Annotated in this window: 7 protein-coding genes; 1 reads left to right on the forward strand and 6 read right to left on the reverse strand. The window is 68.5% G+C overall.

Annotated features, from left to right (window positions below; genetic code table 11):
* The gene (locus ACKY0W_RS11675) at positions 1-699 is read right to left on the reverse strand and encodes a flavodoxin family protein (RefSeq protein ID WP_409434191.1); all 699 of its coding nucleotides are present in this window, start codon (positions 697-699) and stop codon (positions 1-3) included.
* Between the two features lie 217 nt (positions 700-916).
* Here ACKY0W_RS11675 and ACKY0W_RS11680 point away from each other — a divergent pair, with 217 nt between their 5' ends.
* Positions 917-1,747, forward strand: coding sequence for a class I SAM-dependent methyltransferase (locus ACKY0W_RS11680; RefSeq protein WP_409434192.1), 831 nt, complete (start codon positions 917-919; stop codon positions 1,745-1,747).
* Here the strand turns inward: ACKY0W_RS11680 and ACKY0W_RS11685 are convergent.
* Genes ACKY0W_RS11685 through ACKY0W_RS11705 form a run of 5 tightly spaced genes read right to left on the reverse strand, consistent with a single transcriptional unit; the run spans position 1,740 to position 23,044 of the window.
* Positions 1,740-2,993: a phthiocerol/phthiodiolone dimycocerosyl transferase family protein gene (locus tag ACKY0W_RS11685; RefSeq protein ID WP_409434193.1), complete on the reverse strand. Its 1,254-nt coding sequence runs from the start codon at positions 2,991-2,993 to the stop codon at positions 1,740-1,742. The genes ACKY0W_RS11680 and ACKY0W_RS11685 overlap by 8 nt on opposite strands.
* A 26-nt stretch (positions 2,994-3,019) precedes the next feature.
* Positions 3,020-7,423: a type I polyketide synthase gene (locus tag ACKY0W_RS11690; RefSeq protein ID WP_409434194.1), complete on the reverse strand. Its 4,404-nt coding sequence runs from the start codon at positions 7,421-7,423 to the stop codon at positions 3,020-3,022.
* Complete coding sequence (locus tag ACKY0W_RS11695) at positions 7,420-12,840, reverse strand: type I polyketide synthase (protein ID WP_409434195.1); 5,421 nt, start codon at positions 12,838-12,840, stop codon at positions 7,420-7,422. Before ACKY0W_RS11695 ends, ACKY0W_RS11690 begins: the two co-directional genes overlap by 4 nt.
* Positions 12,840-18,281 carry an SDR family NAD(P)-dependent oxidoreductase gene (locus ACKY0W_RS11700; protein WP_409434196.1) on the reverse strand — a complete coding sequence of 1,814 codons (5,442 nt, stop codon included), beginning with the start codon at positions 18,279-18,281 and terminating at the stop codon, positions 12,840-12,842. The genes ACKY0W_RS11695 and ACKY0W_RS11700 overlap by 1 nt, the downstream gene beginning before the upstream one ends.
* On the reverse strand, positions 18,278-23,044 hold the full coding sequence (locus ACKY0W_RS11705) for an SDR family NAD(P)-dependent oxidoreductase (RefSeq protein ID WP_409434197.1): 4,767 nt from the start codon (positions 23,042-23,044) through the stop codon (positions 18,278-18,280). The genes ACKY0W_RS11700 and ACKY0W_RS11705 overlap by 4 nt, the downstream gene beginning before the upstream one ends.
* Between the last annotated feature and the right edge of the window lie 2 nt (positions 23,045-23,046).

Consider the following 23,046-nt stretch of genomic DNA (forward strand, 5'->3'; position numbering starts at 1 on the left):
TCACTTGCCGAACAACCGGCTCACCAGGCCCGCGGCGAACTTGCGGACCCGGTCGAGCTGCTCGGGCTGGACGTTGGTGGGCGGTAGCCGCAGGCCCAGGTAGCGCTGCCGGTAGCGGCCGCTGCCCAGGTAGCTGGTCAACGCGAGCATCGAGCGCAGCGGGTCACCGGGATAGCTGAGGTGAATCTCGTCCTGATAGCGACCGCCGCACTCCTCGGCCAGCCTGCAGACCTCGGCGTAATTCTCCTGCCAGAACTCGCGGCAGACGGTGAACACCACAAACGGCTTGCCGTCCAGAAGCTTTCGCGCCTCGTCCGTCTGCAGAAACGACCTGATCGGCATGGCGGGCGCCTTCCACCAAGTCGGCGAGCCGATGCAGATCAAGTCGTACTCACCGTCGCGCACCGCGTCGGGCGTGCAGATCTCCCCCGTTTCGCCCCGCTGTTGTGCCTTGAGCACGCTGAGCATGTCCGGCCAGACCCGGCGCAGCGGGAACTGCGCAAAACGCTGCGAGTAGCGGGGGTCGGTGAATTCGATGCCGGCTTTGACCACCTCGCAGCCCCGCTGCGCGAACACCTCGCCGGCAGCCTCAAGCACCTTGAGCGACTGCCCGGAGAAGCTGTAATACAACAACAGGATCCGCGGCGCTCGTCCGTTGCGCTCGCTGGCCTCAACCGCCATCTGTGCCTCCTGATTCATTCGGCGGTCCCAGCTTCGGCTCTCCTACGTCGAGCCTCGCTGAACCGCCGGGTTTATGCGGCGGTCCCAGCTTCGGCTCTCCTACGTCGAGCCTCGCTGAACCGCCGGGTTTATGCGGCGGTCCCAGCTTCGGCTCTCCTACGTCGAGCCTCGCTGAACCGCCGGGTCCGACCGTGCGGTGCATCGACTTTCCGGCAAGCGTATTAGGCTCGCCGACGTGGCAGACAAGATCCCCGTCGACCTGCACGGAGCCGCGGCAACCATGCTGACGACGCTCTACCTCAAGGCCCTCGACGCCGATTTCGACCAGCCGGTGCTGGGTGATCGGTACGCCAGAGCGGCGGTCGAGCGTATCGACTTCGACTGGGACGCACTCAAGGCTAACGGCCGCTGGGCGCCCCTGGTGACGGTGCGCACCGCGCAATACGACATCTGGGCGCGTCAGTTCCTGGCCGCCCACCCGGATGCGACCGTCATTCACCTCGGCTGCGGTATGGATGCCCGGGTCTTCCGGATCGATCCCGGTCCCGGGGTGGCCTGGTACGACGTCGACCAGCCACCGGTGATCGCGTTGCGCAAGCAGGTGTACCCCGACCGCCCGGGTTACCACTTGGTGGCGACGCTGGCGACGGACCCGTCGTGGCTGGACGACATTCCCACCGATCGCCCGGTCCTGCTGCTGGCCGAGGGCATCAGCATGTACCTGGCCGAAGCCGACGGTGTGGCATTGCTGCAGAGCATCGTCGACCGCTTCCCGGCCGGCGAACTGCAGATCGACTTCTACAACTGGTTCGGTATCAAGAGCCAGAAAACCCATCGGCTGCAACGACAGTCCGGCGCCACGTTGCACTGGGCGGTCAACGGCCCCAGCGACATTCTGGACAAGGTCAGCGGTATTCGGCTGCTGGCTGCAGCGAATTTCTTCGACGCGGAGACCTTCAGTCGGGTCCCGGCCGGATTCCGGCGATCCAGCCGCCTGGCTCGTGCGGTGGGGCCGCTGCGCGGAATGCTGCAGTACCACCGCTACGCCTTCGGTCCGGTCAGCTGACGCCGGCGTGCTGCTCGGCGATGTCGCACAGCAGCGCGCGAATCGCCTCCACCGAGCGCTCCGGCGCCGGTCCGTGTGAGTGATATTCGATGTTGAGCTGCCCAGAGAAGATCTGGGTGAAATAGATGTCGATGCCTGCGCTCACGGCGAAATACAGCTCGCCGTGTGTCGTGGTCACCTCGACGCCCGGCGGTGTCCGCACCGGCGGAACCAGACCGTTGTTGCTCAGCACGACAACGTCCGGCAGGCCCGGTGGGTTTCCGACGTACTGCGGGCTGAAGTGCAGCCGGGACTGTTGGATGACGCCTTCGTCGAGGTCTTTCTGGAAGTTCGCGGCGATATCACGCGCCATCTCGACCAGGTCGGTCTTGGCGTCGATCTCGGCGAGATAGGTGGCCAGTCCGATCGGATTGGTGCATCCGGTGGCCGAAACCGGCGGTGACAGAAAGTATCTCAAGTCGACCGTATATACGTAGGGCACCGGGATACTCAGCTTGCCGCGTAGTTGCCATTCGGCGATCAGCACCGCCGCCGACAGCACCGCGTGCAGACTCAGGTCGTGTGCCCGGCCGAACGCGACCACGCTGTCGGTCTGGCTTTCGGTCAACCGGCACGACGCCATCGGCACCAGCACCGGCGACGACGGCGTCTCGTGCCCGACAGCCCGCCGAGTGGGCGGCAGGTCGTAGGCGAACAGTGCCGGCATGAACCGCTCGATCCCGGAGCGCTGCTGCTTCTCGATCCCCCGATCGGCCAGCACCGCCTCGATGGACAACGGCGCGGGCTCGACGTTGAGTGCACCGATCCGGCCGATGGTGACCAGGTCGGTATAGAAGGACAGCATCTCCTCGATCAGCGCATACATGTGGTGACCGTCGGCCACGGCATGGTGCACGTACAGCGTCGGCTGGGCCTGCCCATCGCGGATGATCACCCGCATCGCCACCAGCGACTCCGTCTGATCGAAGCGCGGGGTGGGCGGCTGCGCGTCGGGCCCGTCGAGTTCGATGACCTCGATGCCGTCGGGCATCAGGTCGTCGGTGACGAACTGGTGGCGCCCGTCGGGCAGTCGCTCCAGGCGCCCGGTGAGGATCGGATGCGCCTCCAGCAGCGCCTCGTAGGCCTCCGAGAGCAGATCAATGTCGACCGGACCGGTGACGTGCGCGGCGAGGCCCACGAAATTGTGGGTCTCGGCGAGCATCTCCTCACTGATCGCCAGCTTCCGAATGACCGACGTGGCAAACACTTTCGGTTCTCTCCTAAATCAAAGGCCTATGACAACTCGACCAAGGTCATTTCGTCCTCGCCCTGCGAGGCCATGTCCTCTTCGGCGAGGGCCGCGCGGACCAGGTCCATCACCGCCGTGGAGAAGCCGTCGGCGATCGCGCGCACCACGGACTCCTCGATCCGGCGGCCGTCGTGCCACCAATCGAGGTACAGCACACCGCCGGTGCGATAAGCCCGCAGTTCCAGTGCGTGCCCCAGCCCCGGGATCGCCTCGCGCACCGGCATCGCGGTATCGGGGTCGAACTGCACGGGCGCGTCGCCGAGCGATGGCGGCTCGGGAATCGCGCCGACGTAGTCGAAATGAATATCCGCGGGAGGAATCGAGCCGAACAGTCGCGCGGTCGGTGCGTACAGGTAACGGAGCAGGCCGTAGCCGATCCCGTAATGCGGTACGCCGTCGAGCGCCTCGTGAACCGAGTCCAACAGCTGCCGGGCGCTTGCCTGGCCCTCGGTGGAGCAACCGAGTGCGACCGGGTAGAGCGTGGTGAACCAGCCCACGGTACGGCGCAGATCGACGTCGGGCTTGAGCACCGAACGGCCCGCTCCCCCCATGTCGACGGCCACGGTGCCCTCGCCGACCACCGAAGCCACCGCCCGGCTCAGGCCGGCCAACAGGATCTCGTTGATCGGCAACCGCAGCCGCCGGCGCGCGTCGTCGATCTCGCTGGTGTCGGCGGCAGGCAGCGTCGTGGTGAGCTTGGACAGGTCGGCGGCGGCCGGAGGTTCGGCGATATCCGCGGCCAGCCGCAGCGTCGCTGATTGCGTTGCTTTCAACCAGAATTCGCGGCTTTCCAGCACCGCCGGGTGGGTCGCGAGCCCGGCGCAACGCTGCGACCACTCGGTCCAGCCCACCCCGACCGGCTGCAATTCGATGTCGTTGCCGGCCAGCTTCTGGCCGAAGGCCGTGAAGATGTCGGTCAGCAGGATGTCGCGGGACGCCTCATCACCGACTCCGGCGTGCAGGCTCAGCGCCAGGTAGCACAGATCACCCGACGCGCCTCGGATGTACAGCGCCGTCAGCGGCGGGCCGGACAGGTCCTGGTCGCGGATGTGCTCGGCCAGCAGCGTGCGCACCGCGTCGTGTTCGGCGGTCAGGCCCTCGGGCAACGAGTGGGTGCTGATCTCCCCGAAATCGCCGGGTTCGACGATCCGCTGCTCCCAGGTACCGGCCCGCTCGGTGATGCGCAGCCGCAGCGCGTCGTGGTGGTTGACCACCGCGGTCAACACGGCTCGGACGGCATCGACCGAGACGTCGGGGCGCAACCGCAGAATCAGCGGGATACGCCAGCGACCGTGTTCGCGGACACCGTTTTCCAGGAAGTAGGTGATGTTCGGCGGCACGGGCGGGTGCTCGACCTCGCCGAGCGATTGGCGCCCCAGCCCCCCAGCGGTGTACCGGGCGGTCAACGCCTTGGCCAGCGCCGCCACCGTCGGGTTGTCATAGAGGTCCTGCGGGGTGAGGTCCAACCCCTCGTGGGAGGCGGCCATTGCGACGCTGATCGCCACCAGCGAGTCACCGCCCACGTCGAAGAAGTTGGCGGTGCGGTCCACTGAGCCGACACCCAGGCAGAGCGCCCAGATGCGTTGCAGCGTCGCCTCGATCGAAGACCCGGCCGAGCCGCCGCTGCCACTACCGTTGCTCTGCCCGCCGGCGGAGCCACTTCCGGCGCTCGAGCCGGACACCCAGGTGGCGCCGGCATTGTGTTCGAGCCAATGCCGTTGACGCTCAAAGGGATAACCCGGAACAGTGACGTGCTTGGGTTGGTAATCGCCACGCAACGCCGACCAGTCCACCTCGACACCGGCAGCCCAGAGTTGGCCGAGGGCCAGCAGGAAGGTGTCGCGGTCGTCGCGGTTCTGCGCGTGGTGACGCATCAGTCGAACCGCCCGATGCCCACCCGCGAACTTCGGATTGCGGGCCGCCGACGCGGTCAGGGTGGCTCCCGGGCCGACCTCGAGCAGGACGCGGTGCGGGTCGTTCAGCACGGTGTCGATCTCGTCGGCGAACCGTACGGTGGCCCGTACGCTGCGCGCCCACGTCGCGGGATTGGTCGCCTCGCTGGGCGCCAGCCAGGTACCGGTCAGGTTCGACAGCAGCGGGATCTGCGGTTCGTGCAGCGTCTGCCGGGACAGGAACGCGGTGAACTCCGAGATCATCGAGTCCATCAGGCGCGAGTGGAATGCGTGCGAGGTCCGGACCCGGCGCGCGTTGATCCCGGCCTGCTTGAGCGCGTCGGAGAACTCGCGGATGTCGGCTTCGGCCCCGGCGACCACGCAGCCGTCCGGGTCGTTGACCGCGGCCAGGTCGACACCCTCGGTCAGGTAGGCGCCGACCGCGTCGGCACTGATCGGTACGGCCACCATGACGCCGCGCGGTGCGGCGTGCATCAATCGGGCCCGCATCGCCACCACCTTGATTGCGGTGTCGAGGTCGAAGACACCGGCAACGGTGGCCGCAGCGTATTCGCCGATGCTGTGGCCGACCAGGGCCGCCGGACGCACGCCGTAGCTCTCGACCAGCTTCGCCAGCGCGTATTCCACGGTGAACAGGGCCGGTTGGGTGCGGTCGGTGCGCTCCAAGTCTCGCGAGGTGCCCTCGAAGATCATCGCGCGCAGGTCGTAGCCCAGCTCCGTCTCGAAGCCGGCGACGCAGCGGTCGAAGTACTCGGCGAACACCGGCTCGTTGTCGTAGAGCCCGCGGGCCATTCCGATGTGCTGGGCGCCTTGGCCCGGGAACAGGAACACCACCCGATCGGCGGCGTCGCCCACCTCTTTGAGGTCCACACCCTCGCCGATAAAGACGTTCTCGCTCTCTTCGGCGCTCAGCACCGCCGCCGCGTCGGCGCGATCGGCGACGACCGCGGCCAGCCGCAGGTTGTGCGGGTGCCGGTTGGCCAGCGTGTACGCAACGTCTGGGAGGCTGGGCGCCTCGGCGTCGTCACCGCCGGACAGCTCAGCGGCCAGATCGATGCGTCCCTGCGCCAGTGCCTCGGCGGTACGCGCCGACAGCAACAGCACCTCGGGGCCGGGCTTGGGTTCGGTGCCGGCGGTCTCCTCTTGCGGCCACTCCTCGACGATGACGTGGGCGTTGGTGCCGCCGACGCCGAAAGAGCTGACCCCGGCGCGCCGGATGCCGTCGGATTCCCAGGGCCCGTATTCGCCGCGGATCCGGAACGGCCCGTCCTCGAGGTGCAGTTCGGGGTTCGGGCTGGTGTAGTGCAGCGTGCCGGGAATGGCCCGGTGCTTGAGGCACAGGATGGTCTTGATCAGGCTGGCAATACCGGCCGCCGACTCCAGGTGGCCGATGTTGGACTTCACCGAGCCCACATAGCAGGGACCGGACCGCTGCTCGTCGGAGACCGCGAAAGCCTGTCGCAGGCCCTCGATTTCGATCGGGTCACCCAGCGGGGTGGCGGTGCCGTGCGACTCGATGTAGCTGATGGTGGACGCGTCGACCTCGGCGACCGCATGCGCCTCGGCGATCACGTCGGCCTGCCCGGCCGCGGTGGGCGCGGCGTAGGTCATCTTGGTGCCGCCGTCGTTGTTCAGCGCCGAACCCCGGATCACCGCGTGGATCTGGTCACCGTCATCGACGGCCGCATCCAGCGACTTGAGCACCACCACACCGACACCGCTGGAGAAGATGGTGCCGTCGGCGCGCACGTCGAACGGCCGGCAATGCCCGCTGGCCGAGACCATCGAGCCCGGCTCGTGCCAGTACCCGACGTGGTGCGGAACCCGCAGCGACGAACCACCGGCCAGCGCCATGTCGCATTCGCCGTTGAGGATGCTCTGGCAGGCCAGGTGCAGCGCGACCAACGCCGACGAGCAGGCCGTCTGCACCGACAGTGCCGGGCCGTGCAGGTTGAGCTGGTGAGCCACCCGGGTGGCCAGATAGTCCTTGTCGTTCTGCAACGACAAGTTGACCATCTCGAAGCTGACGCCCTGGCCGATGATCAGGTTCGGGTCGTAGTGCGACATCAGGTTGTGCAGCAGGTAGCCACTGGTGGTGCTGGTCCCGTAGACGCCGACCGATCCCTCGATCTCGCCGGGCCGGTAGCCGGCGTCCTCCAGGGCGTGCCAGGCGGTCTGCAGGAAAAGCCGGTGCTGCGGGTCCATGGTGCGAGCAGCCAGCGGGGTGAAGCCGAAGAAGCCCGCATCGAACTCGTCGATGCCGTCCAGCAGCGCGGCCCGCCGCACATAGTTGTGGTTCGCCAGTGCCTTGTCACTCACGCCACTGGCGCGCAGCTCGTCCTCGGACAACGTGACGATGGATTCGGTGCCGTTGCGCAGGTTGTTCCAGAATCCGGTCAGCGTGCGGGCACCCGGAAAGCGCCCCGCCATGCCGACAACCGCGATCGCGTTGGGCGGCACTTCATTGTTGGTCACGAACGATCTCCTACTTTTCGCCGTGCCGCGGCCCGCTGACGTGCCGCGGCACGCTGCTGGGCTCGGCCTCGAACACCCCCGCCGTCGCCGGCGCGGTCCGCCCCCTCCTGCTCGGCGAGGCCGAGTTGGCGGGCCAGGTCGGCGGCCAGGTCGTTCAGTGAGGCGCCCTGCAGCAGCAGTGCCACCGGGGGCTCCGCACCGAAGTCACCCCGGACGGTGTTACGGATGCGCACCGCCATCAGCGAGTCCATGCCGAGCTCGGTCAATGGCCTCGCCGGGTCGATGACGCTGCCCTTGGGGTAGCCCATGATCGCCATGATCCGCGAACCCAACCGTGCGACAACGGCTTTGGTGGCCTCGGAGGCGCTGAGCTGCTTCAGGCCTTCCGGACCGGGCCAGTCGTCGTCCTCGTCGTCGAGGTCGAGCTCTTCGGCCAGGGTCGCGAAGTACCCGAGCTGCTGCAGTTCCGGGAAGGCCGCGGCCACCCGGTCCAGGCGTAGCCGGGCAACACCGATCCGGGAAAGATCGCCGCCGAGGATGGCCTCGAGGGCCTCCATGCCTTCGTCGGGGTTGATCGGATCCAGCGCGCTGAACTTGAGCTCCTGGGCGACACCGACTCCGGACCATTGGCCCCAGTTGATGGTGATCGCCGGCAGTCCGGCGGCCCGCCGCCACGCCACCAGGCCGTCCAGCCAGGCGCTGGCCGCGGCGTAGGACGCCTGGCCGGGTGCCCCCAGCAGCGACGAGGTCGAGGAGAACCCGACCCACCAGTCCAGCTCCTTGCCGACGGTCGCGACGTGCAGGCGCAGCGCGGCCGCGGCCTTGGGTGCCCACACTCGGCCGAGCGTCTCTTTGTCGATACCGACCACGATCTGGTCATCGATGACCGCGGCACCGTGGATGACACCGCGCAGTGCCAGCCCGGTCTGTTCCGCGGAGGCAACCAGGCTCTCGGCCACCCCCGGTGCGGCGAGATCGCCCGAGACGACCGCGATCTGGGCCCGCGCCTCGAGTTCGGACAGCACGGCGCGCTGCTCCTCCGATGGCTGCGAGCGGCTGTTGAGCACGATCCGCGCGGCACCGTGGTCGATCAGCCACCGGGCGACGACCAGCCCGATACCGCCCAGGCCGCCGGTCAGCACGTAGGCGCCGTCGGATCGCACGGTCGGGACACCGGTGGGGGTCACGTTCGCACGCTTGAGACGTTCGGCGTAGCGGTGCTCCCCGCGCCAGGCCACCACGTCGTCGGTGCTCGCCAACCCCAGCTCGGTGATCAGGGCCGCCGCCGGGTCCGCCGAAGCGTCCAGGTCGACCACGCCGGTGTGCAGGTCCGGGTGCTCGTAGGCCAGCACCCGCACCAGCCCCTTGAGGGCGCTGATCGACGGGTCGCCGTGCTCGTCACCCACGGTCAGGCCGTTGCGGCCCACCAGCCACAACCGCGGCGCGGTGCCGTGCCAGCCGCCGACGATGGTGCGCACCGTGGAGGCGACCGACCAGGCCAGGTCACGACCGCGTGCCGGCGCATCGCCGACCTCGGTGCCGTCGAAGGCACCTCGAGCGGCCAACACGATCACCCCGACCGGAGGCCGGTCCGGGTCGTCGGCGGTCTGCGCGAACGCCTCCCGCACGGCGGGTTCGCTGGCCAGGTCTGCGGTGATCACCCGGCGGTTGTCCCCACCGAAGCGAGCGGTGAAATCGGCTGCCAGCGCTTCGGTTTCGGCACCGTCGGTGAGAACCAGCCAGCTGCCATCGGGAGCTGCCGGCGGCTGCGCGGGGACGGACGTGTCGATCCACTCGGTGTCGAAGATCTTCTGGGTCAACGGCAGTGGCACGGTACGACGCTGCACACGCTGCAGATAGATCCCGGACAGCTCGGCCGTGACCGCCCCGGTGTCGTCGGTCAAAGTGACCCGGCCCAGGATCCCGCCGTCGTCGTGGCTGACCAGCTCGGCGTGCCCACGGGCCCGGCGGCCGACGTCGCCGAAGATCCGGATGTTCTCGACCGCCACCGGAAGATAGGTGGCCTCTTCCATCCCGGCCGAACCCATCAACGACTCGTCGGGCAGGGCCGCGGCCAGGCATTGCAGGGCCGCGTCGAGCATCACCGGGTGAATCCGGTAACCCCGGTGCGCGGTGGCCTCGTCGGGCAGCACGATCTCGGCCTCCGAGGCGCCGCCGGGCTTGCGCACGATCCGGGTCAACGCGGCGAACGCCGGCCCGTGCTGCAGGCCGGTACGGCGCAGCGCCGTGTAGAGGTCGGCCGGTGAGAGCGCGGTGCCGCCGCCGGTGGGTGCCGGACGTTGCGCCGCAGCGGCGGGTTGTGCCGCCGCAGCGCGGGCCACGGCGTGCCGGGACCAGCTGCCGCCGGCCGGACGGGAATGGATCTCGATGCGCAGTTCGTCGGAACCGTCGGCGTCGTGCAGCAACCGGGTGGTGACTTCGGTCCGCTCGTCGACGCGCAGCATCTGCTCGACCTCGACCCGATCCACCGCGACGGCGGACGGCGGCAGACCCAAGGCCTCACCCGCCGCCGCCAACGCCATTTCGGCGAAGCCGGTCGCGGGCATCACGACCTGGCCGTGCACCTTGTGGTGGGCCATCCACGCCACGAGATCGGTGCCTACGTCGGCCTGCCAGACGTGGCCGTGGCCCGACGGCAGCTCGACGTGGATACCCAGCAGCGGATGTGCATCGGCGCTGTGACGGTTCGCGGCGACCGGCGCGGCCCAGTAGCGGACGTGCTGCCACGGCCGCGGCGGCAGGTCGGCGCGGCCGATCCCGCCGTCGGGCTGCGGCGCGTCGGCAGGCGGCGGTGCCACTGTCGCCAGATTGGTGTGGAAGCTCAGTGCCTCGGGCTGCTCGCGCAGCAGGGTGCCGGTTACCACGCTGTCGCCGGCGGGCCGTGCGGTTTCGAGGTTGCCGTTGATGGCGTGGCTGAGCAACGGATGCGGGCTGACCTCGATGAAGGTGGCGTGCCCAGCGGCGGCCGCGGTCACGGCCTGGGCGAACCGCACCGGGTTGCGCAGGTTGTGCACCCAGTAGTCCGCATCGAACGCCGGCACGCCGGTTCCTTCTTGGCCGACGGTACTGATCAGCGGAATCTTCGGCGCGGACGGCCTCAGGTCCGCCAGCGCGCTCCGCAGGTCGCCCAGGATCGGGTCGACGGTCGGGTGATGCGACGCCACGTCCACCTCGACCCGGCGGGCCAGCTTGCCCTGGGCGTCGACGATCGCGACCACGGCGTCGACCTGGTCGGGCGGTCCGGCGATCACGGTCTGCTGCGGCGCTGCGTACACCGCCACGGTGATGTCCGGGTGCTCGGCGATAGCGGCGTCGACTGCGCTTGAGTCGAGCTCCAGCAGCGCCATCGCGCCCTGGCCGCTCAATCGGGCCATCAGTTTCGACCTGGTGGCGATCACCTTCAGACCGTCCGCGGGACTCAGCGCACCGGCCACCACGGCCGCGGCCACCTCCCCCATCGAATGGCCGATCACCGCGTCCGGTTCGACTCCGTGGGATCGCCACAGCGCCGTCAGTGCCAGCTGCATGCCCACCAGCACCGGCTGGATGCGATCGATGCCGACCACCGGCTCGCCGGATTCGAGAACCTGGCGCAACGAGAACCCCACCTGCGCAACGAAATCGGGCTCCAGCTCGTCGACGGCGGCGGAGAACGCCGGCTCATCGATCAGCAGTTGGCGGCCCATGCCGGCCCACTGAGATCCCTGGCCCGAGTACAGGAACACGGTTCCCTTGCCGCGCAACATGGCCCGCGTGCCGACGACTCCAGGGGCCGGGTATCCGCCAGCGACTGCCCGCAGCCCGGCCAGCGCCTGCTCGGTGTCGCGTGCGCAGACGGTGGCGAACTTGGCATACCGGCTGCGGTGGTGGTTGAGGGTGTTGGCGACGTCGGCCAGCGGTACGGCGGCGCCCGGGCCCGCGATCCAGTCGGCCAACGTGGCGGCCCAATCCGCCACCCGCTTTTCGGTTTTGCCCGAGATCACCAGCGTGGCGACCGGTTCGGCCGAAGCCGGTGCCGGTACCGGGTCCGGTCCCTGCTCGAGCACCACGTGTGCGTTGGTTCCGCCCAGCCCGAACGATGACACCGCGGCCCGGCGCGGCCCCTCGGCCGCCGGCCAAGGCGTCATCTCCGTGGGGACGAACAGCCGCGTCGGAGACGGGTCGATCGCCGGGTTCCACTTGGAGAAGTGCAGGTTCGGCGGAATCTGGCCGTGTTGCACAGACAACGCGGCCTTGATGAAGCCGGCGATTCCGGCCGCCGCCTCCAGGTGGCCGATGTTGGTCTTGACCGCACCCAAGGCGCATTTGTCGGTGCCGCGGCCGTAGACGTCTGCGAGCGCCTCGAACTCGATCGGGTCACCCAAAGCCGTTCCGGTGCCGTGCGTCTCGATCAGGTTCACCGAATTCGCCGTAACGTCGGCACTACGCAGGGCCCGGCTGATCGCGTCGATCTGAGCGATGGTGTTCGGCGCGGTCAGCCCGTTGGACTTGCCGTCGGAGTTGACCGCCGAGCCGCGCACCACCGCCAGCACCCGGTCGCCGTCACGGATGGCGTCGGTGAGGCGCTTGAGCACGACGATCCCGGCGCCCTCGCCGCGCACGAATCCGTCCGCTCCGGCGTCGAAGGTGTGGCATCGCCCGCGCGGTGACAACATTCCCCACTTGGCCATGGCGATCTGGGTTTCCGGCCGCAGGATGAGGCTGACACCGCCGGCCAGGGCCAGGTCACTCTCCCGCATGCGCAGGCTCTGGCAGGCCATGTGGATCGTGACCAGCGACGACGAGCATGCCGAGTCCATCGCGACCGCGGGACCGCGCAGTCCCAGCAGGTAGGCGATTCGGCCGACGGCGACGGCGTGGGCGTTACCCGTGGCTGAGTAGCCGTCGATCGCATCTGGATTGGCTGCTGAAATCCCTTGGTATTCGGTGTAATACACACCCATCATCACCGCGGACCGGATGCCCGACAGGGTTTCCGGCGACAGCCCGGCGTGTTCGAGGGCCTCCCAAGCAACCTCGAGCATCAGACGCTGTTGCGGGTCCATCGCCTCGGCTTCGCGCGGAGAGATTCCGAAGAAGTCGGCGTCGAAGCCGGCAACGTCGGAGATGAAGCCACCCCACTTCGACGACATCCGGCCCGGGGCCAGCGGATCCGGGTCGTAGTACTCGTCGGCGTCCCAACGATCCGAAGGGATTTCGGTGATGGCGTCGCGCCCGGTCTCCAACAGCTCCCAGTAGGCGTCCGGGCCCGAGGCGCCGCCCGGGAAGCGGCAGCCGATCCCGACGACCGCAATCGGTTCGGCGGCGGCGATCCGCGATGCCTTGTCGAACTGCTCGGTCAGCGCCCCCCGCTTGTCGGCGCCCATGGCCGACATCCTGTTGAAGATCGTCGTCATCAATAAATACCGCTCTCGCTACCGGTCGAAGCCGACTCGACCTGATCGAACAACTCGTCCAGCACACCGCCGGATGAGCCGAACCCCAAATCATCGTCGTCTTGCCCCGTCGTGGTGTCCGGTTCGACATAACGTGACGCCAGCAGTCCCACCAGGTGCGTTGCCAACGCTGAGATGCTGGGGTGATTCCACAGCATCGACGCCGACAAATCCACTCCCACCAACTGTTGTGTCTCTTTCAGAACCGTCATCGCGATCATGGAATCGAGTCCCATCTCCGGGAACGGCTGATCCACATTGACCGCTGTCGCAGATGTCCGAAGTTCGCGGGCCAGAATAGCCTGCAGCCTGACCACCAATTCCCCGTGCCGCTGGTCGGCGGGGATGGTCGACCAGTCCGGAACGCCTGCCGCCGAGGTAGCAGCGCCGAACTGCTCACTGGTCGCAGCAGCACCGAGCGTCACTCCGGCTTCAGAGGCCTCGCTCACCAGATCCTCGAAGAAGGTCAGCTCCCGGAATTCCGGCGAGGTGGCGACCGCGCGGTCGATCCGCAGGCGTCCCACCCCGACCCGGGCCCCGATCCGGCCGGCGTCGGCGCCCAGCACGGCATCCAGTGCCTCGATGCCTTCGTCGGGGCTGATCGGGTCGAGGACGCTGAGCGTCATCGACCGTCCGAGACCCACATCGGACCACTGGCCCCAGTTGATCGCGGTCGCGGGCAGGCCAGAGGCGTGCCGCCACGCCATCAGCGCATCCAGCCAGGCGTTGGAGGTGGCGTAGCCGAGCTGGCCGGGCAGACCCAGGAGCGCGGCCATCGAGGAGAAACCCACCCACCAGTCAAGCTGGGTGGCTGCGGTCGCGGCATGCAGCCGGGCGGCGCCGACGGCCTTGGCCGCCCAGACGCTCTCCAGGCTCTCGCGGGTCACGGCCGTCACCAGCCCGTCGCCGAGCACACCGGCGGCGTGCACGACTCCGCGCAGCGGCTTGCCCGTCTCCTGGGCCGCGGCCACCAGAGCATCGGCTACTCCCGGTGAACTGATGTCGCCGGCGACAAAGACCACCTCGGTTCCGGCGGCCAGTTCGTCGAGGACGGCGCGCTGCTGTCCGGCGGGCTCGCTGCGGCCGTTCAGCACGATTCGCCCGGCGCCGCGGGCCACCAGCCAGCGAGCCACCACGATGCCCAGTCCGCCCAGACCACCGGTGAGCAGGTAGGAGCCGTCGGCGCGGACCTCGGCCTGTGGGGCCTGGATCGTCTCGACATCGTCGAGGGTGGCCCGGGTGAGGCGTTCGGTGTAGCGCTGTCCGCCGCGCCAGGCGATCACGTCGTCGCGCAGCGGGGCGCCCAGTTCGGCCAGCAGGGCCTCGGCCAGGGCCGCGGCGTCCTCCGAGGCGTCCAGGTCGACCAGGGTGGCACCCAGGTCGGGCTCATCGGCGAGAACCCGGGCGAGTTCGCCGGGGAAACGCCAGGTGCGGACCACGCCTTTCAGCGCGCCGATAGCGGGATCCCCAGGCTCATGCGGCTCACTATCGCCGAAGGCCAACCCGCCGCGGCTGACCAGCCACAACCGCGGCTTGTTGGCCCCGGTCGCAGCCGGCCAACCCTCGACGGCTGCGCGGGCCGTCGACGACGCCGTCCAGACGAGCTCGCGGGCGCGAGCCAGTGCGCCGTCCGGGTCGGCCCCGTCGAATCCGCGCCGGTCCAGGAAGACCACGATGCCGGCCGGCGGGTGCGCGGGGTCGGCGGCGGCACGTGCAACCGCCTCAGTCAGGGCCGGTTCGTCGGCGAACGGGCCGGTCACGACCTTGCGATTCGGCCCGCCCAGGCGCGCCCCGAACTGCGCGGCGAGTTCTCCGGCGGACGGCTCGGCAAGCACCAGCCAGCTGCCGTCGGCAGCCCCGGCGGCATCGGGTGCAGGCGCCAGAGCCCACTCGGTGGTAAAGAGCTTCTGGTCCAACGGCACCCGCAGGGACCGGGGATCGAGCGGGCGCAGCTCGACCCCGGTGAGCTCGGCAAGGACGGCGCCCGCCTCATCGCTCAGGACGACGCGGCCTACGGCCACCTGGTCTTCGTGGCTGGTCACTTCGGCGTGGCAACCAACCTGGCGCCCAGCCGTGGCGAACACCCGCACCGCGGCCACCGCCGTCGGTACGTAGCTGGTTCCCTCGGCCGAGATAGCCGCCGCCAGTTGCCGCAGCCCGGCATCGAGCAATGCGGGGTGCAGGCGGTAGGCGGGATGGGTGGCCACGCTGTCGGGCAACGTGAGCACACTGTGCGCCGGCGGCGCCTCGACCGCCCGCTCGGCCGGTGCCGGCGAGATGTCGGCGACCACATGCCGGGACCACGCTTCGCCGGCCGCGCGGGCGTGGATCTCGACCCGGGTCTGCCCCTCGCTGCCGCTGAGCTGGGTGGTGACCTGCATCCCGCCCTCCAGCACCAGCGGCTGTTCGATCTGTAGGCCGGTCACCGCGATCGACTCGGTGGGTCGGCCGAGCGCTTCGCCGCCCGCCGCCACCAGCATCTCGATCAGCGCCGCCGCCGGCGCCACGGCCTGTCCGTGCACCGGGTGCTCGGCCAGCCACGGCATCGTCTCGATGCTCAGATCGTTCTGCCAGATGTGGTCGCCGCCGCGGAGCATCTCGACGTGCACACCGAGCAGCGGATGCACGTCCAGGGCCGCAGCAGCCGGTCCACGCGGGGCGAGCCAATGCCGGCTGTGCTGCCAGGGGGTGGTCGGTAGTTCGGCGAATCCGCCGGCCTTGGCGGGATTGGCAGCGTTGGTGTCGCCGGCATGCCGGCCGAGTTCGGTGAGCTGAACATGGAAGCTCAGGGTTTCGTCGTCGCCCCGGCGCAGGGTCGAGGCCACGGTCACCGGTTCGGCGACGGCGGCTTCGGCCGTCTCGATGATGGAGTGGGTCAGCAACGGGTGAGGGCTGATCTCGATGAACGTGTCGTGCTCCGCGACCGCTGCGGTCACGGCTTGGCTGACCAACGCGGGCTCGCGCACGTTGGCCACCCAGTAGTCCGCGTCCAATCGCGGCGTGGGCCCCGCAGGATCCACCGCCGTGGATATGAACGGGATCTGCGGCATTTGTGGGGTCAGGTCGGCCAGCTCGGCACGCAGCTCATCAAGAATCGGATCCATGAACGCGGTATGGGAAGCCACTTCCATATTCACCCGCCGCGCAAACCGCTCCGCAGCAGCCACCGCAGCAATCACCGCATCCACATCCGCCGGCGAACCCGCCACCACCGTCTGCCGCGGCGACAAATACCCCGCCACCTCAACCCCGGGATAACCCACCAACAATTCCTGGACCGCGGCGGCATCCAACTCCAACAACGCCACCGCACCCTGACCGGCCTGACGCGACATCAACGCCGACCGCACCCCGATCACCTTCAAACCCTGCTCCGGCGTCAGCGCCCCGGCCACCACCGCCGCAGACACCTCCCCCATCGAATGCCCAATCACCGCATCCGGAACAACCCCATACGAACGCCACAACGCAGCCAACGCCAACTGCAACGCCATGATCACCGGCTGCACCTGCGCATCACCAGAAATCTCAACGCCCTGCTCGATCACCTCACGCAGCGAAAAACCCACCTGCCGGGCAAAAAGCGGCTCCAACTCAGCAACAGCATCCGCAAACACCGGCTCATCGGCCAACAACCGACGACCCATCCCCACCCAATGCGAACCCTGACCCGAAAACACAAACACCGGCCGCGATGTCGCCGGCCGTGGCCGGGGTTCAACGACGCCGGGCGCAGAGTCTCCGGCAGCAAGTGCGGCCAATCCGGCCGCTGCGGCGGCGCGGTCGCGAGCGCACACACCCGCGGTGTAGGTGTAGCGGCTCCGGTGCTGCCGCAGGGTCTTGGCGACATCGGGCAGGGCGATCTCGGCGCCGTCTGTGGTCATCCACTGCGCAAGCACCCCGGCAGTGGCCGCGATACGCGCCGGCGACTTCCCCGACACCACCAACGTGCTCACCGGCTCGGGAGCACCCGCCGCAACAACCTCAGCATCGGGAGCCTGCTCCACAATCACATGCGCATTAGTGCCCGACACCCCAAACGAGGACACCCCCGCCCGACGCGGACGCGACACCGCCGGCCAATCCATCGCCGCACCCGCAACCTGAAACTTCGACGCCCCCACACCCGCATTCGGCGTCAACTCCGAAAAATTCAAATGCCGCGGCACAAACCCCCGCTGCACCGACAACACCGTCTTGATAAACCCCGCCACACCCGAAGCCGACTCCAAATGCCCCAGATTGGTCTTCACCGACCCCAACACCAACGGCGCCGACCCAGCACGCTCACCAAACACCGCCGAGAGCGCATCCAACTCAATCGGATCACCCAACGCCGTCCCCGTGCCATGCGCCTCGACATAATCGATATCAGCCGGTGACAACCGAGCCGACTCCAACGCCGCCCGCACCACCTTCTGCTGCGCCGGACCCGACGGCACCGTCTGACCAGACGACGGCCCATCCTGATTCACCGCCGAACCCCGCACCAGCGCCAAAATCCGATCACCATCACGCTGCGCATCCGACAAACGCTTGAGCACCACCACCCCAGCGCCCTCAGAACGGACGTAACCATCAGCGGCCGCATCGAAGGTCTTGCACTGCCCATCCGGGGCCAACATCCCCCACCGCGACGTCGCAATACTGTTCTGCGGGGTCAAAATCAGGTTCACCCCAGCCGCCAACGCCTGATCCGACTCCCGACGCCGCAAACTCGCACACGCCAAATGAATCGTCACCAACGACGACGAACACGCCGTATCCACCATCATCGCCGGACCATGCACACCCAAGAAATACGACAACCGCCCCGCCGCAAAATTCGGCGCATTCCCAAACGAGAGGTAGGGGTCGATGTCGCGCGGGCTGGTCTGCTCTGTCGCGAGAATGGTGTAGTCGTTGGTGGTCATACCTACGAAGACGCCGGTCGCAGTGCCCCGGATCGCCTCCTTGGTGATCCCGGCATGCTCCAACGCCTCCCAGGCCACCTCCATCAACAACCGCTGCTGAGGATCCATCGCATCAGCCTCACGCGGCGAAATACCAAAAAACTCCGCATCAAACTCAGCAGGCTGCCACGACGTCAAAAACCCGCCCTCACGAGAACAAATCGTCCCCGGAACCGAATGATCCGACGAATAGAACGCATCCGCATCCCAGCGATCCGCCGGAACCCGCACAATGCCCGAACCCTCATCACACAACAACTGCCACAACGCAGCCGGACCATCCACCCCACCAGGCAGACGACACCCCAAACCCACCACCGCAATCGGCTCAGTATCGCCGGCCTCAGCCACCGCCAACCGCGCCGTCAGATCATCAATCTTGCGCAGCGCCTCAGCAACAATCGCCCGACGATCCGGCCCCCCGACCGGCGCAGCACTCTTCTCGCTCAACTCAACCTCTCCGAGAGCCGCGCGAGCAGCTCGTCATCGCTCATGTCGTCGTAGGCGTCGGCGCTGTCCTGCTCGGCGGCCTCTGCCACCTCGGGCAGGATCGTTGCCAGGTACCCCGTCAGCGCGTCGATTGTCGGGTAGTCGAACACCACTGCGGCAGGCAGTGTTTCGCCGAGACTGTCCGAAAGGGCCCGCTGCAGGGTGACGCTCATCAGCGAATCCATGCCGGATTGGAAGAATCCCGCAGTCGGATCCAGGGCGTGGCGCGACGCCAGGCCCATGGCCGCGACGACCTGATCGGTGACGTGTTCGCGCAGCAGTTCCAGGCGCTGTTCGGGTTCCGCCTCGGTCAAAGCTCGGCGGAACTCGGTGCTCTGCGCCGCCGCGCCATCAGCCGGCGTGTCGACGACCAGCAGGTCATCGACAATGCGCAGCGCGGCCCGAGTGCGGTAGGCGGCGGCCAGCCGTGGCCAGTCCGCCGCGACGACGGTGTGCCGTACCGCGCTCCGCGCGCCGATCACCAGTGGCAACGCCCCGATCGCGACGTCGTCGACCATCGGCTCCAGCCCGGAGTCGACGGTCACCTGACGCTCGACATCGGATTGGGTGTCGGTCAACGACTTCCACAGACCCCAGTTGATCGCGGTGGCCGGCAACCCGGCCGCACGGCGGGCGTAGGCGAAGGTGTCCAGGAAGGTAGTGGTTGCCGTGTAGTGCGCAAGCCACCGCGATCCGGTGATACCGGAGATCGACGAGAACAACACGAAGTAGCGCACCGGCTGTCGCAGCGACAGCTTGTGCAGCACCGCGACCACGTCGAGTTTCGGGCGGAACATGGTGGTGACGTCGTCATCGGTCATGTCGCGCAATGTCACCGGGCCGCCCGCGAAGGCGGCCACGTGGATGCCTTCCAACGGCGGCAGGTCGGCGCCGAACCGATCGAACAACGTACTCATCGCGGTCTCGTCGGCGGCATCGGCGGGCACCGTCACCAGTGTCGTTCCGGCCGAGGCCAACTCAGCCGTCAACTCGTCGAGCCGTGAACCGGGGTGCCGGGATACGGCGATGATGGTCTTTGCCCCACTGGCCGCCAGTTGCCGCACCAGCTGTGGACCGATGTTGCCCGTCGCGCCGATCACCAGATGGCAACTGTCGGCGTCGAATTCGACCGGCGCGGCACCGGTCGGGCGGCCACCGAGCAGGCGCGGCACCCGGCGGATGCCGGCCCGGTAGACGACCTGGTCCTCGTTGTCGGCAGCGCCCGCCTCGGCGAGCAGGTATCCGGCGACCACGGCCGGGGGCACCGACTCGTCGACGTCGATGACCCTGCCCCAGATCTCGGGGTGCTCCAGGGCCAGGCTGCGGCCCAGCCCCCAGAGCACGGCCTGCGCGGGGTTGGCCCGGTCACCGTCGCCGACGGGTTGGGCGTTGCGGGTCAACAGGAACAACGTCGCCGGCGTCGATGTCTGCTCGGCCATCACGGTGGCCAGCCGCCGTGCTGCGTTGAACGCCGCGTAGGCCGGTTCGGCGCGCAGGTCCGTCGGGTCGGTCGACGGCGCGTAGAGGACATGGGTGGCGGTGGCCAGCGCCGCAACCAGTGCGGCAGGGTCGGCGTCGACATCCAGCGCCGTCACGGCGCCACCGCGCTTGGCGCCGATCTCGGCGCTCAGGCCGTTGTCGCCGATGACAAGCCAGGACTGCTCGGTGCCGGTGTCGCGGGCCTCTGCTTCGGCAGTCGGCCAGGTCAGCTCGCACCACCAGTCCGCAGGCACCGCTCCCGGGTTGCCGGCGGCCGGTTGCGCTGCGGCACCGGCCGGGGAGCCGGCATGCCGGACGGCCGTGGTCTCGATCCAATAGGTGCTGTGCTGCCACGGGGTGGCGGGCAACACCGGGTGCGGTTCGGGCGGGTGCGGAGTCTGCGGAGGCTGGGTGGTGTGCGTGCGATTGAGGTTGGTGTGGAAGCTGACCGCGTCGTCGGCGTCGCGCACCAGGGTCCCGACGCTGTGGTGGTGACCGCCGAGGGCCTCCACGGTGTCAGCAATCGCGTGCGTGAGAATCGGGTGGGCGCTGACCTCCACGAACGTGGTGTACTCGCCGGCCGCCGCACGGACCGCCTGGGTCAGCAACGCGGGCTGGCGAACGTTGTTCACCCAGTACTCGGCGTCCAGCATCGGCATGCCGCCGGCCGGCATGGCCGCTTCGGTCACGGTCGAGAAAAACGGGATGGTGGCGACTTCGGGCGTCAGGCCCTCCAGTGCCGCCCGCAACTCCGGCAGGATCGGGTCCATCAACGCGGTGTGCGAGGCCACTTCCATGTTGACCCGCCGGGCGAACTTGTTCTGACCGCTCACCACGGCGATGACCGCATCGACGGGCGACACCGGGCCGGCCACGACGGTCTGCTTCGGCGAGAGGTAGCCCGCCACACTGACATCCGGGTAGTCGGCGAGCAGCGCCTCGGTCGCTTCGGCGTCCAGGTTCAGCAACGCCACCGCGCCTTGTCCGGCCTGCTGCGACATCAGGCGTGAACGAGCCGCGATGACCGCGAATCCATCGGCCGGGCTCAGGGCGCCGGCCACCACCGCGGCGGTGACCTCGCCCATGGAGTGCCCGATGACGGCGTCGGGGTGCACCCCGTAGGAGCGCCACAGCTCGGTCAGTGCCAGCTGCAGCCCCATCAGGACGGGCTGTACCTGCGCGTCGCCGCTGACCGGTTCGCCGCCGGAGATCACCTGCCACAGCGAGAACCCGACGTGTTCGACGAACGCCGGTTCCAGCACGGCCAGCGCCCGGGCGAAAGCCGGCTCGTCGGTGAGCAGTTGACGCCCCATGCCGACCCAGTGCGAGCCCTGGCCGGAGTACACGAACACGGTGCCCGGACCGCACGGGCCGTCGTGCGGCCCGACGACTCCGCACTCCTGGCCGTCGGCCGAGGTACCGGCCGCCAGCGCCTGCAAGCCGCTGATCGCCGCACCCCGGTCGCGGGCGCACACGCTGCCGAACAGCGACTGCCGGGCACGGTGGTGATTGAGGGTGTGGGCGACGTCGGCCAATTCCACCCCTGCACCGTCGCCGTCCAGCCAGTCGGCCAGGTCGCGGGCTGTTGCGGCGATTCGTTCCGGGGTCCGCCCGGAGACCACCAGGGTGGTCACCGCCGGGTCGGCTTCGCGCGCAGTGACCTTGGCGGGCGGCGCCTGCTCGATGACCACGTGGGCGTTGGTGCCGCCAAATCCGAACGAGGACACCCCGGCCCGCCGCGGGTGATCCGACGAAGGCCACTCCTGGTGTTCGGCAACGACCTTCAAACGCATCTGGTCGAACGTGATGTGCGGGTTCGGGGTGTTGAAATGCAGGTTCTTCGGAATGCGCCCGCGTTGCACCGCCAGCACCGTCTTGATGAAGCCGACCATGCCTGCGGCGGCCTCGAGATGGCCGAGGTTCGACTTGGCGGCCCCGAGCAGCAGCGGTGCCTGCGGGGAACGGCCCCGGCCCAGCACCGTGCCCAGCGCTTTGGCCTCGATCGGGTCACCCAACAGGGTGCCGGTTCCATGGGTTTCGACGTAGTCGACTTCCTGCGGTGCTACTCCCGCATCGGCGTAGGCCGACCGCAGCACCGCCATTTGGGCGGCCGGGTTCGGCGCCAGCAGACCGTTGGAGTGGCCGTCGGAGTTGATCGCCGATCCGCGCACCACCGCCAGCACCCGGTCGCCGTCCCGCCGGGCGTCCGACAGGCGCTTGAGTACCACGACGCCGCAGCCCTCACCGCGAACGAATCCGTCGGCGTCGGCGTCGAACGCGTGGCATGCGCCGGTCGTCGACAATGCCCCGCTCTGATCGAAGCCGCGGAACACCGCCGGAGACATCAGCAGATTCACCCCGCCGACAATCGCGGTCTCGCACTCCCCGGTCCGCAGACTGCGCGACGCCAGGTGCAGGGCGACCAACGACGACGAGCACGCGGTGTCCACCGTCACCGAAGGACCACGCAAGTCCAAGAAGTACGACAGCCGGTTGGCGATGATGCTCAAGGCACCACCGGCGTTGCTCCAGGCGTCCACGTTGGGAAGGTCGGCGGACGCGTGGCAGCCGTACTCGGTGATGCTGGCCCCGACATAGACGCCGGTCTGCGATCGCCGCAACGATGTCGCCGGAATTCCCGCGTGCTCCAAGGCTTCCCACGCCACTTCGAGCAGGAGTCGCTGCTGCGGGTCCATCTTGACCGCTTCGCGGCTGGAGATCTCGAAGAAATCGGCGTCAAACGCCGCAATGTCGCGCAGGAACGAGCCCCACCGGGTGGTGCGAGCGATCGCGTTGCCGGTCTCGGCCGACCCGTCGTCGAAGGGCGCCCAGCGATCGGCCGGCACTTCGGTCACCGCGTTGCCGCCGTCGATCAGGAACTGCCACAGCGCTTCCGGTGAGTTGATGTCACCGGGAAAGCGGCAACCCAGACCGATCACCGCGATGGGCTCGTCGGTGCCGAAGCGACCGGGCTCGGGTGCCGACTCTTCGTCTGCGGAGTCAGGCTCGATCAGGAATCGGGCCAGTTCGGCAACCGACGGGTGCTGCCAGAGTTCGACAGGTGAGACTTTGCGGCCGAGCAGCTCCGATAGTTCGCCGCAGAGCACCACAGCGTCGCGGGACCCGACGCCCAGATCGTTGAGCGACGCGTTGAAATCGATGTCCTCGAGACTGCAACCGATGTTGGTGACCAGATAGTCGGCCAGCCAGTGGCGCAGTGCTTCTTCGTCAAATGCTGCGGTCATGC

This window comes from Mycobacterium sp. SMC-14, from assembly GCF_046250075.1.
Classification (GTDB): domain Bacteria; phylum Actinomycetota; class Actinomycetes; order Mycobacteriales; family Mycobacteriaceae; genus Mycobacterium.

Coding starts and splice junctions, on each gene's coding strand:
- ACKY0W_RS11675 (WP_409434191.1), bottom strand. CDS start 699: ATGAATCAGGAGGCACAGATGGCGGTTGAGGCCAGCGAGCGCAACGGA.
- ACKY0W_RS11695 (WP_409434195.1), bottom strand. CDS start 12,840: ATGACGACGATCTTCAACAGGATGTCGGCCATGGGCGCCGACAAGCGG.
- ACKY0W_RS11705 (WP_409434197.1), bottom strand. CDS start 23,044: ATGACCGCAGCATTTGACGAAGAAGCACTGCGCCACTGGCTGGCCGAC.